The sequence below is a fragment of the Agrobacterium rubi TR3 = NBRC 13261 genome (assembly GCF_000739935.1).
Classification (GTDB): Bacteria; Pseudomonadota; Alphaproteobacteria; order Rhizobiales; family Rhizobiaceae; genus Agrobacterium; species Agrobacterium rubi.
Map to the genome: position 1 here is coordinate 20,434 of NZ_BBJU01000024.1, position 12,236 is coordinate 32,669.

At 56.1% G+C, this 12,236-nt stretch carries 9 protein-coding genes; 3 read left to right on the forward strand and 6 right to left on the reverse strand.

From position 1 onward, the window contains the following. Position 1 precedes the first annotated feature (1 nt). Both RRU01S_RS17985 and RRU01S_RS17990 read right to left on the reverse strand, forming a co-directional pair. Positions 2 to 502 carry an RES family NAD+ phosphorylase gene (locus tag RRU01S_RS17985; protein WP_234903667.1) on the reverse strand — a complete coding sequence of 167 codons (501 nt, stop codon included), beginning with the start codon at positions 500 to 502 and terminating at the stop codon, positions 2 to 4. Between the two features lie 92 nt (positions 503 to 594). Continuing rightward, positions 595 to 1,311 (reverse strand): antitoxin Xre/MbcA/ParS-like domain-containing protein, encoded by a 717-nt coding sequence (locus RRU01S_RS17990; protein ID WP_045023415.1) that lies wholly within the window; start codon positions 1,309 to 1,311, stop codon positions 595 to 597. 233 nt (positions 1,312 to 1,544) lie between these two features. On the opposite strand from RRU01S_RS17990, the gene RRU01S_RS17995 reads away from it, so the two are divergent. Together RRU01S_RS17995 and RRU01S_RS18000 are read left to right on the forward strand one after the other, a co-directional pair. After that, positions 1,545 to 2,732 (forward strand): phage exclusion protein Lit family protein, encoded by a 1,188-nt coding sequence (locus tag RRU01S_RS17995; RefSeq protein ID WP_045023413.1) that lies wholly within the window; start codon positions 1,545 to 1,547, stop codon positions 2,730 to 2,732. Between the two features lie 202 nt (positions 2,733 to 2,934). Then, the gene (locus tag RRU01S_RS18000) at positions 2,935 to 5,445 is read left to right on the forward strand and encodes a DEAD/DEAH box helicase (RefSeq protein ID WP_045023411.1); all 2,511 of its coding nucleotides are present in this window, start codon (positions 2,935 to 2,937) and stop codon (positions 5,443 to 5,445) included. Between the two features lie 180 nt (positions 5,446 to 5,625). Here RRU01S_RS18000 and RRU01S_RS18005 read toward each other — a convergent pair whose 3' ends face one another. Next, a complete protein-coding gene (locus RRU01S_RS18005; protein ID WP_045231687.1) occupies positions 5,626 to 6,735 on the reverse strand; it encodes an RHE_PE00001 family protein in 1,110 nt (369 codons plus the stop codon). A 282-nt stretch (positions 6,736 to 7,017) separates the two neighbouring features. On the opposite strand from RRU01S_RS18005, the gene RRU01S_RS18010 reads away from it, so the two are divergent. Then, the gene (locus tag RRU01S_RS18010; protein ID WP_045231688.1) at positions 7,018 to 7,959 is read left to right on the forward strand and encodes a recombinase family protein; all 942 of its coding nucleotides are present in this window, start codon (positions 7,018 to 7,020) and stop codon (positions 7,957 to 7,959) included. An 8-nt stretch (positions 7,960 to 7,967) separates the two neighbouring features. On the opposite strand, the gene repC is transcribed toward RRU01S_RS18010, so the two are convergent. The 3 genes from repC to repA all read right to left on the reverse strand — a co-directional run bounded on the left by repC (position 7,968) and on the right by repA (position 11,959). Beyond that, entirely contained in the window at positions 7,968 to 9,287 is a 1,320-nt protein-coding gene (repC, locus tag RRU01S_RS18015; RefSeq protein WP_012654975.1) for a plasmid replication protein RepC, read from the reverse strand. A 214-nt stretch (positions 9,288 to 9,501) separates the two neighbouring features. After that, a complete protein-coding gene (repB, locus tag RRU01S_RS18020) occupies positions 9,502 to 10,512 on the reverse strand; it encodes a plasmid partitioning protein RepB (protein ID WP_012654974.1) in 1,011 nt (336 codons plus the stop codon). A gap of 229 nt (positions 10,513 to 10,741) precedes the next feature. Further along, positions 10,742 to 11,959: a plasmid partitioning protein RepA gene (gene repA / locus RRU01S_RS18025; protein ID WP_041724029.1), complete on the reverse strand. Its 1,218-nt coding sequence runs from the start codon at positions 11,957 to 11,959 to the stop codon at positions 10,742 to 10,744. Positions 11,960 to 12,236 lie beyond the last annotated feature (277 nt).

A 12,236-nucleotide genomic window follows, 5' to 3' on the forward strand; every position in this document is an offset into this window, starting at 1 on the left:
CCTAACGCCCAGCCCGGATCGACACCCCGATAGACCGCAGGGCGGGTATCAGGTCGGCTTGACGAACCAACTCGACCGCCGGAGAGGCGACAAGTTTCTCACCGACAGCTCGATCGTAGACCGCCACGCAATCTGCCGCCGTGAGGCGTGAGGAATAGAGCAATCCATCGACAGCATAGGATCGAAAGATCGACTCGCTCAGTCTCTGCCCTTCCTGATGTTCCTTGCCCCGGGCTGCGTCCGTGCTGACGCCCAACCTCAGGAGGCCGGTCGTGCGCAGGTCGAGAAGAATGAGAGCATCCGTGGCCGTCACCTCAGTGACCGACCAGTCCTCGATTTCGCTCTCATCCAGCACTCGCTCCTGGGTCCCCTCGAAGCGGTCGCGCACAATCGTCTCCGCAATCGCGGTCGCGAGATCATATGCGGCATAAAGCAGTCGGAACATCTGGTTGGGGCTCGAGAATCGCGATTGGCCGAAACCCATGCCAAGCGGGGTCGACATGTGGGCTACAGGTATAATGCGGACATAAGATTGCGGGAGAAAGGCAAGCGCGAGCTCCCGAACCGTTTGGGGATCAAGTTTCACGATTCAGCTCAACCAAAATCGCGCTCAGCTGCATCCAGAACCTCGTCCAGATTGCCCATCTTGAGATTGTCGAGCGGCGTTCCGCCTATGCTTGGCTTCGGCTGGATCAACCATTGCCACGCTACACGCGGATTGCGGATGATTTTGGTGACCTGAGGCATGCCCTCGACCGGCCGACCATCCACAAACTGAGCCAGGGGAAAGACATGCTTTCGCTCGCCCCTGAGCAGACCGACGACAGCTCCGCGCTTGTGCCAGTCGTGCAGGGTCGATCGCTTCGTGCCGAACTTCTTCTCGATATCGCCCGGACCGGCGACCGGACCGGCCCAGTCTTCGATGCGGGTTGGCGTCGCAAATTCGTCGAGCCTGCGGCGCCCTTCCTCAATGTCTACCGATTGCCCCAGACCACCACCTCGGCTGACCTCCACAGGTTTTTCGACCGATACCTCCGCGAGCACATGACCTGGCTTCGCAGCCAGTTCGGCGACGGCGGCTTCCACAATATGGGCGAGTTCCGTTTCGTCGTCGGCAATCCGACGCTGTTGCTCGACAGAAAGGCGCGCTGCTACCGCAGAGACCACGGCCATGACCCTGCCAGTCGCTGCAAGAGCCGGCTTTGAAAGGCCTGGATTGTGTCGGGCCAGAACCTTGAGAACATCGGCTACCGCAGCTGGATTGACTTCTAGCTTTGCGCCCATCTGCGTTTTACGGGTGACAGCAACCATCTTCGTCTTCCTTCTTGACTACAGCCAAGATAATGCGGATTGTCCGATTTGTCCAGATTGTTGCCCTCAGATTCGGGAGCGGCCAGCACTGAGGCCCTTAGAGATTTGATGGCAAACTTACCCTCTTTTTATCGACCTGATTTACAGACGGGCAGTTAGGCTTATTCGCGTATTACTATCGGACTTTTTAGTTTGCGTATTTTTCTACTTGGCACGAGGGTTGTCGTTTCGCAATGGAAGAGCACGAAATACGGAAATGGCTGAAGGAATTTCCCGGAGCGCGCCGCGCCGCGAATGGTTTCATCATCGGCGATGAACGTGGCGAGTTCTACGTCACAGGGATCGAACCACGCGATCCAGATCTCAGCAACGAAGAACTGGTTTATGCGCCCTTCTGCTCTAAGAATGAGATTCTCCGGCTGAGGTCGTTGAGAAGCGCGCATGACTACTTGCTGCGAATTCGGGCTAACTCCGTTGCCGATTCTCCTCGAGTTACGAGGGTGCTTGCCCACCGGAAGCGTGCATTCCAGCAGAACGGTCGCCCTTGGACTCTGACGTCCTATTACGAAACCGTCAATTTGGCTCCGAGACGCTATCTTGAGCGACTGCCGAAGGCCTTACGAAAATCCGCTCGCTCAATCCCATATGGCTACGTCCCAACCCTGGAAGTGAACGCGGCTTGCTTAAAATCCCTGGTAGGCGAGGTGATCATCGTCTCCGAAGCGTTGCGCTACTTCCTCTATTTCATGACTGTATGTTTTCATGGCGCACACTATGAATTTCCGATGGGCGACCGGATTGATGCAGCCTTAATCGCCCTGCGGACGATGATAGGGTCAGAAGCCCAGGACTTTGACATCGATCCGCGAGCTAAACTTCCAGCGAGTGTGGACGCTGCTATCAAGCGCGATGTAGACGACATGCTCGAATTCACATTCGGGCATGAGTTTAGTCATTTGCTTCTAGGTCATATGGAAGAAGCATCTTCGACCGAAAATCTGGAGGATCTAAAAACCTATAACCACGATCTAGAATTCAGTGCTGACCTCCACGCGATTACAGCCATCGGGTCGGATAAAGATGCAAAACTCCGCCTTTCCAACGGCGCCTATCACATATTTCTCTTCCTCCACTTAATTGAACTTTTGGGCTCCCGATTTCTCGACATACCTCGGTTTTCGGTATCCGAGACCCATCCAGCGCCGCTTGAACGGCTGTATGCGCTGAAGGCAGCGCTTGGAGATAGGAACCAACCAACAAAGCAACATCTGGACGCACTCGTAAAGCACGTCGGCGTGGTGGCCGAGGCGCTAACACAACGAATCGACGGTGCGCCGCGGAGCGATCTGTTGTCATTTTATGGCTCCATGTATTTATTTGGCCTTGGTGGTGAAATGCGAGAGGACAGAATTGATTTCTGACTTTCAACCTTGGACGTCTGTGAATTAGTGGATGCAGAAAACATGGTTTGTCATCCTGCTCCTGCCATATCGTTAGGCGTCAGTAACGCCCGCCGAAAAAATAACCTGCAACACGTCTTTCTAAGTAGTAGGTATTTTCAATGCCTCTCTCTTGGGCATACATCTGTTAAAGCAGAACTGTCGGTAAAATGGGGGGCAAGAGGTGGTCGATTTCAAAAAGCTTCGCGAGGACAAGGCAAAGCCGAAGCCCGTCGCCCCACGAGATATCTTTCATTCCCTGCCGAAAGCCGTCGGGATCAATGACCTTTATGTTAGCCAAGCCGAAGCTCTCGATGCTTGGTATCCATCCCGGAGAAACGACAAGGATGTCGTTGTAAAACTGCATACGGGGGGAGGAAAGACCCTGGTTGCGCTTCTCATGGCACAATCAACCATGAATGAACTCGGTGAACCCGTTCTTTATCTCGCACCAACTACCCAGCTCGTCGAACAGGTTATTGCCAAAGCGACTGAATATGGAATCCGCGCGGTGCCCTACACGAGGGGGCAGCCTTTAGCCTCCGAGTTTCTTGATGGTAACGCCGTTCTCGTGGGGGCCTACGAGAGCCTTTTCAGTGGTCGCAGCAAATTTGGTGTTCGAGGTTCCGCCAAACCGGCAGTGAAAGTCGGAGGCATCATCTTAGACGACGCGCACGTCGCGCTTTCCTCTGTTCGTAAAGCATTCAGCCTGACGATCACATCGAAAGACCACCTCGAGGTCTATCAGGAGATGGCGGATCGTTTCAGGGGCGCGTTCGACGAGGTCGGACGAGGCGGCGCCTTTGCTGACATCACGAGGGGGAAGGACTTCGGCGTGATCGAGGTCCCCAGCTGGGCTTGGCTGTCCAAGGTCCCCGAAGTTCGGGAATTTCTTTCACAGCATGTCGAGGGCGTCGATCCCTACATATGGCCTCTCCTACGTGACAATCTGGCCATGTGCCACTGCCTCTTCAGCCGCAAATCGGTGACGATCACCCCCACCTTTCCGCCGGTTGATCTTCTTCCGACGTTCGATGACGCTAAACGCCGGATCTACATGTCTGCTACGATTTCGGACGACAGCGAGATTGTTCGCACATTCGGTGCCTCCCCTGCTGCAGTTGGCAGACCGATTCAGTCTTCATCGCTCGCGGGTGTAGGCGAGCGCATGATCTTGGTGCCCGAGCTGATGCCGCTCGGCAATGTCGCTATCACACCGATGGTTAAACAGATCGCGAAATGGATTGCCGGTTACGCCGGCGTCGCGATTTTGGCGCCGTCCGGGACCGTTGCCAAAGGATGGTTGGATACTGCGGAATATCCAGAGACAAGTGAAGCGGTTAGCCACCGTATAAAAGATATGCAGGCCGGATCGTTCAAGGGTCCGATCGTTCTTGCTAACCGGTACGACGGCATTGATTTGGCTGGTCAGTCTTGCCGCCTGCTGATTATGGATGGCCTGCCACAGGGTACGACCGACTACGATATGTTTCGGACGAGTGTTCTTGCAGATTCCGCGGTCAACTCGTTGTTGGCCCAGCGGATCGAGCAGGGCCTAGGGCGCGGCTCTAGGGGGGGCGGCGATTTCTGCGTGGTCGTCCTGACGGGAAGCGATTTGGTTGCATGGATCGGACGCAAGAAGAACCTTGAGCATCTGACCGCGAGCAGCCGGGTACAACTCAACGTGGGACAGGAAGTGAGTGAGGCTGTCGCCAGCTATCAGGAAATTGGCGAAACGATGCTCAAGTGTTTGAACAGGGATCCGGATTGGGTTGCCTACCATGCGTCAGAGTTGGCAGCCGCCACCCGGCCCCCGGGGATCGACGAACTGTCGCTGAAGGTCGCCGGTGCTGAGCGCAGGGCTTTCCGGCTGGAAAGAGTGGGACAGTATGAAAGCGCCATTCAAGAACTCGAACACCTGATTTCCTCACCAGACCTTGCCCAGGATGGTCAGAGAAGGGCATGGCTTTCCTCGTTGGCAGCTCGCATCGCTTTCCATATGAATGATGATCACAAAGGTCAGCGACTTCAGACGTCAGCTTTCGCAACCAACAACAACCATATCCCACCTCGCATCCGACCGGCCTACATTCCGCGACCAATGGCTGGTCCACAATCCATGGCGATTGTTAGCCGAATCCTCGAATATCAACGTCGTGGATCGCTCATTCCTGCTTATAACGAAGCGGTCTCGGCTTTAGTGCCCGACGCCTCCCCTTTCCAATATGAGGAAGCGTTAAAGAACCTTGGAGCATATCTTGGTTTTGACGCCGAGCGGCCGGAAGCAGTGCACAAAACAGGGCCTGATGTTTTGTGGCGAACGAGCGGTTTGTTCGATTTCGTCATAGAAGCCAAAAGCGACAAGGAGAAGGACAACCCGCTCTACAAGAACGACCATGCTCAACTCCTAGAAGCCGAGCAATGGTTCAGGCGATGCTATCCCGGAAGGCAGTCTTTGCGGGTTTCGGCGCTTCCGGAGCCCATCGCCGATCGGAAAGCAAGCACCCAGGGAACGTACGCCCTCAAATTGGAGGAAGTGACAAAGCTCGTCGGAGCGGTCCGCAATCTCTATGTCTATCTAATTGGGCAACCCGGAGACAGGGAGGCTCTTCAAGAGCGCTGTGAGGCTGAATTGCGTCGTACTGGCCTAACGCCGGACGGCATCAAGACGATCTATTTAACTGAGTTCAAATGAACGTTGCCGCCCTCTCCTGCGGATTTTTACGGCGGCGAATGCGTGTCGTTTGCGACATGCGTCGCCACGAATGAGCCGCGAAACAAAAGGAATTCTATGACCAGAAACATCTAAACGCGCGAGGACGCGACCGCCTCAATTCGTTCAATTCTCGCACCGACCATGTTTGCCGCCTTCACATCAAATCACACCCCATGCACGGAAGCTTCCTCTCCCCGTCACTTCCCGAACGCCGAGTTCGGCGACGAGATCGAGCGCCGCACGATGGCTAACCTTCAATTCCTTGACTATCATCGACGAGGACACGATCGGTCGCGTCATCAGCAAGTCCACAACGCGCGGCAAACTGCTGGACGAGCGCTTTCCCTTCAGTTTTCGCTCGAGGTGCTCCCTCGCCTGTCCCAGCCGAATGACTTCCTTCATGGCCAGTTCAGCGCTGCTCGCCATTGCATCCAGCCCGGCAAGCACTCGTGATACGCGATTGTGTGATCGCCGCCGTTCCCGCGGCACAGCTTTAAGACCGGAGCAGATGCCAAACAGGTGCGAGGACACCTTTCCGCGCACCCGGAAATATGAATTCACGAGTTGGGTACCAAGCCAATGCTGCCGCTGCAATGGCTCCATGCTTTCCCATGCGTCCCATATCACTGCGGCCGCCAAGGTAGTCGGCAAGGCGTCAGCCTGAGCCAGAACCGCTCTCCAAGCCGAAAGGCGCCCTTCCTCGTCCCATCCCGGATCCCGGACAACGAGCTCACCGACCATCAGAGGATCCGCCTTGCTGCCCTCCACCGTTACCACCGCTTCGAGTGCGCGGGTCGACCGATCAAGAACTGCATCGATTTCGGCCATCTCCGCGGCGAAACAGTTGTCCTCTTCGTTCAGCGTCAGTTCGGCGGGCAAGGGCGATCTCCCCTTCCCTACCGACTCTCGTTCCGCAGAGCCCTCTGACCGCCCCACCAGGTTTACGATCCCAGCCCTGCTCGTCGCCCAGTCAGGGTCAGCTTTTTCGATGCGCCGCCGCGCTCTCAGGATCGAATGTGCGATGGTGATTTCGTGGGTCGGGGTACGCACATCCCGATTTGCGTCGTGGAGAACGAGATCCTCGATGTGGACAAGCTCGCCTGCGATCCACATGCTTGCGGCCGCCTCGGTGAAGTGAGACCTTTCGGTAAAGCCCTGCCTGACGGGGCTGCGACGAACAATTTCGTCCAGACGCGCGATTTGATCTTCTGCCCTTGCGATAGCCGGAAGCAGCACTGTCAAAGGCAAATCGCCAATTTCATATCTCATTGTTTTAACGTATCTATTTAGACCATCTTGAAGCTATAATAGCATACACTTCAATCATAGCAGATACTTTTTCTCGCGCGCGTACTATTTAGAGCTGCCAAGGCGTTCGAACTGTACAGGATTAGCGCCGATGGACGTGACATCGATGAAAACCACTGTTTTCCAGCCACTTGCGACGTGTTTACTTTGACTCCAAAGGACCAAGAGACGTTTACAAACGATCGTTTATCCTTATCCTCTACGTTTGGAAAAATGCTCTTTAACACTCCTCAGGCACTGCAAATGGCTGCTAACACCAAGAATAAGGCTTCCCGTCGACCACAGGGCCGGCTGATCGGCTATGCACGCGTGTCTACGGACGAGCAAGCGACGGAAGCCCAGGAAATCGATTTGCGATCGGCGGGGTGCGATATGATCGTCCAAGAACACGGATCCGGCGCCTCCCGTGCCCGGCCTGCCCTTTCCAAACTCGTTCGCGAGATCGTCGCCGGCGACACGCTTGTTGTGGTACGGCTTGATCGTTTGGCGCGCTCGGTCAGCCATCTGCTTGAGGTTATCGAGGATCTGACGGTGAAGGGCGCGCATTTCCGGTCGTTGCGCGATCCCATCGACACGTCGACGCCGCAGGGAATGTTTTCCCTTCAGGTTCTCGGCGCCGTGGCGCAGCTCGAACGCGCGCTCATTTCCGAACGAACGAAGGCGGGTATCCGGGCAGCCAAGTCCAAGGGAAAGCTTTCCGGCAACCCCGGCATCCGGGAAAAACGCCCCGAGGTGTTGGCCAGGATGACCGCGGCCCAGAAAGCGGCATATGGCGATCGCATCCAGGCCTCGGCGAACCAATGGCTTCCGACCGTTCGGCGCATGCGGCCGGATCACACATGGGACGACATCGCACGAGTGCTCAAGCAGCGCGGCCTCGAATGGACGCCAGAACGTCTTCGCCGAGCTGTGAAGTGGATGGTGTCTGAACGCATGGCGGATCCGGCGCTGCTGAAAAAATCTCTGCCCCGTCTTCCCGAAGACCGCCTGATGACGCTTGTGGCTGGCATTCATTCTTCGAACCCGGACCTCAAGCTTCGTGAGATCGCTGTCCAGCTTGAAAGATTGCACGAACGTACGCCGCGCGGTGGATCCAAATGGTCGCCCTCGTCCGTCAAGAACCTGATCGATCGCGCCCGACGTTCCGGGTTGATCACCGAGGTCGACATCGCGGCGGCTGAATAGCGAGGGGATCACCATGATCTCGGCTTTCGCAGGTTTTTCAGCAGCGATTCCGATACGTGGAGGCGGCTGTCATCCTCGACCTCCTCATCAGTTCGCGGCTTTCCAGCGCCGGCTGCATTCTTCTGCTCGTCCAGCTTCGCCCGGAGCAACGCCATAACCATCGGCCAAGTCGAAAACTTCCCGTCCTTGGCCCGGTCGGTCAGGCTTCGGAGATAACCGCCGGCGTTGTTGATCTGACCGGCCCGCTGATAGATTGACGCCAGCGTGATCGCAGCGTGTTGCTCGCCCATGGTTTCGCGGGCCTCCCGCCAGGCGCTCGGACTAATCCCCAGCATCGGCCGGGCAAGCTCAGCCGCCGCCAGCAAGTCCCGCCAATGCCGGATTGTCCCTCCCTGGGCCAGTTCCTGAATTTCGGGGCAGGCATCCATCACTATCCCCAAAGGCAGCTCGCGTTTCGGCAAGCTCCGCACCTTGTCGGTTTCCGCAACGCTGCCGCCCGCTTCTACATTTTTTCCAGAGCCGTATTCAGATTCAGATTTAGAGTCTGGTTTTGAATTCTGTTTGTGGCGACCGAAATGGGACTCATTGCCGTCCAGTTTCATTGTTTTTGCAAATGATTCCAATACGTCACGTATCTCGGTGCAGAGATCCTGAAGTTCGTGACCAATACTCTCGACAAGCTGACGGGGTGCAGAGCGCGGCAAGCGGCCGATGATCCCCTGATAGGTCTGTGTAACTCTTCCCCAGTCTCCGGGAACGCCTTCTTCGACGCCAGTCTCGATCATTTTGACGATGTCGCGGCGAAGCAGAGTCAGCCGTTCCTTGGAGACCCGGAAGGCCTTCTTTTCAGCTTGCACCGCCTGGGCCAAATCTCGGAACTCTTCGGCCCGCGCTACGATCGGCGACAGATCGAAGCCGTAGGCCTGCTCGATCTCCCCTCCCCTTCCCTTGCGAGCGAATCGCTTGCCGTTGGGACTGTCGCGGCGAATGATGAGCCCGCAATCAACCAGTACGGCAAGATGCCGGCGCAGTGTCGTGGCGGGCATGCCGTTGGCGCGAGCCATCAGCTGCTCGTTAGAAGGCCATACGACCAGTTCGGCGCCACCAGTCAAGGTGGTCTCCGGGTAAAACGTCAACAGCGCGTTCAGGATCGAGAGCGAGCGGTCCGTGGCTCCGATCAGTTCCCGGGATTCACGGATGTGCTGGAAGACCTGCCATTTGTTGGCGACAGCGTCTGATGCGACCGCTTTTGCGACCATCTGGCTTGCAAGATGGCCGAGTGTCATCGGCCGCCGCCCAAAGGACGTCGTTGAGATATGCGTCTGCATTTCCTTTTACCTTTTGTTAGGCAATAGAAATCCGCCCGTCGAAATGACGCTTTCCCTTACGGGACCCTTGACTACGATTTCTGGAAATGCGATTCTCTTAGCTGCGAGACTACAGAGAAGGTCTTCCGGAACGCCGTTTCGGGGGCCTTTTTCTTTTGCGGTGAGAGCCAGTCCATCTCAATCGAGCGAAGCTTTGAATTGGATGAAACCCTGGCTATTGGTCGAGCTTGCCTCCTCCGGTTGTTTCAATAAATTGGGCGTACAGACTATCCAACTGGTCAGCGACATATTCGCCAAAAGTTGGCACCAGTCTCTCGTCGAAAACCAGAGCTGTTCGTCCGGTTTCTTGTCGGATCGTCGCAGCCTTTTTCCCCTTTGGCGTGCTCCAGGCCCTTACCTTTTTTGGAGCCTTAGCGGGCGGCTTTGAAACGGCGTTAAAAATGAGGGCAAAGCGGGCATCGCTATCGGAGTGCTTGAACTGCTCTGACTCAAGCACCGCTTCGATTGCGTCCGTTGCCTTGGCCTTCCCAAGCCCCTCGGCAAGTGCGACCCAACGCGATCGACCCGCTTTCGACGCTGGACCAATTTGCGTGGCAAGGTTCAGCGGTATGCCCCTGGCTACCGTTATGTAGCGGCTGAGGTCGGCCTTGTCAGTGGAAAGCGCGGCAATGATGGTGGCCCGATCAAAACCCGCATCTTCGAGGCGCAGGGCGAAGAGAGCCTTCTCAATGAACGAGAGGTCAGCACGGTCAAGATTTTCGCGGCCCTGGGCCACGACCAGTTCACGGTCCGTGAGATTTCGGACAATTGCAGAAACCTCTCTGCGCAGATTTACTGCCGCGCGCAGTCGCCGCCTTCCATATACGATTTGATATCGACCGGCAGCCTCAGGATGCGGTCTGACAAGAATCGGCACCTGCTGCCCCTCCTGCGAAATGCTCGCCTCAAGCTGCTCGAACTTCGGATCGACGTCCGCGGGCAGCCGATCCGCGATCGGCGACCCGTCGATCATGGATGGATCCAGGAACACGACGGCTTCGCCCGCAGCCAGTTGATCCTGCAGCCGAGCTGCAGCTTTTGCTCCCTCGGCCATCTCTTGCAATGACGAACCCATGGCCGAAATCGCTCCGGTACGAACACGAACGGCTGACTTGTCGACTGCTGTTCTATCGGTCGCAGGTTGCTTCTTGAGAAACAAGGAGTCGATTGCGTCTTTACGGCTCATAATGTCGGCCTCTTGGTTTTGGGTGCGTGCCGTCGGATTTTTGATTGCACACGCGCCTGGTTGGGAGCTCCCAACAGGAAAAGGCGACTGAGCCCTGGCCAACTAGCTAGGGGCATACGTCGGTGTCTCAAACCAACGCGATATTTCCAGCTCCCGTTTCCCAGTGGGCGATTCAACACATCACGGTTGGGAGCTCCCAACAGCCCCACGGGAAGCGCGCCACCCATCATCATGCTCGCCCCCACGCAGTCTTGATCAAAGCCTCGATCTCGGAGTTCACGGCATCCAAAGATTCCATCGCCCGGTCGTATGTCGAGCGCGTAAGGTTCTCTCGCCCTATCTCATAGAGGGTCTGCTTGGTTAAACCGGCATCAGACACCGCTGCCGACTTGACCATAGGATTTGTAAGGACGTGATCCTCGAACATGTTGCGCAGCAGTGCCGCCACTTTCGTCTGCGGCGCGTCCTGGGGTTCATAGCGCGTCAAGAGATAGCGTATGAAATCGTACTGGAGATTGCCCCCCGCCTCTTTCACGACACCCAGAAGGTCGCGTGTCATGAGGAGAAACTGGCTCATGGAAGCGATATCCAGCATCTGAGGATGTACGGTGATTACCATTGATGTTGCAGCACACAACCCGCTGAGAGTCAGAAACCCAAGCTGAGGAGGGCAGTCGATGACCACGACATCGTAATCGTCGGCGACCTCATCAAAGGCTTGGGCCACGCGAGTGAAGAACAATCCGTCGCGCGTACCTTTGTCAGTCAATGCTTTCGGGGTGGTATGCTCGAACTCCATAAGCTCGAGATTTCCAGGAACAAGGTGAAGACCATCAAAATACGTCGGTCGGATCACATCTCGCAACGGACGACGTGTCTCGTCATACCGAATAGCCGCATAGAGCGTTTCGTTTGCACCGACATCAGTTTCTGGCAGAACGCCGAGGAGTGCTGAAAGACTAGCCTGCGGATCGAGATCGACTGCGAGAACCCTGTAACCTTGCAACGCCAGATACTGTGCAAGATGAGCGGACGTCGTCGTCTTCCCAGAGCCACCTTTGAAGTTGGTTACGGCAATGACTTGCAAATGCTCAGAACCTCGGCGATGAGGCACAAAATCAATGCTTTCACGTCCTCGAGTCGAGCCGGCAAGCATCTGCCGGATTTCATTTATCTGACCGAGGGTGTAAAAGCGCCGCCCGTTGCTGGCGAGTTCAGGTTGCGGCCCTTCGCCAGCCAGTGTCATCTTGCGAAGCGTCGAGTCAGATATTTTCATCAAACGTGCGGCTTCACCCGAGGTAAATTTGCGCAAGCTCTTGTGTGATGTCGGAGGAAACAAAGCCTCGCTCATCGCTTGAAGCTGAGAGCTGAGCTGCTCAGCATGCTCACCAATGGTGACATCTACCGACGGGCGATCATTTCGGGATATGGCAGCGGCTTTGCTCACGGTGTAATCTCTTGTCACGGTTAATTGGCGCGTATTGCCATTTATCCGTGACGATTACCTAATGCGGGTGAGGTTGCAAGACGTTTTTGGTTAATGAAAGGTTACGCCCGTTTCAATCGAAATCACACTAAATGCCGATTCTTCAAATGCTATCTGTGAGTTAGACCGATTCTCTTCTTCTGTGCGACGTGGCACCAAGTGCAGATTCGCACAACCTTGATGGTGTCTGGCCGGCCTCACCCGCTCGCATTTCGCGCCCTGGAACGCCGACTCGGTA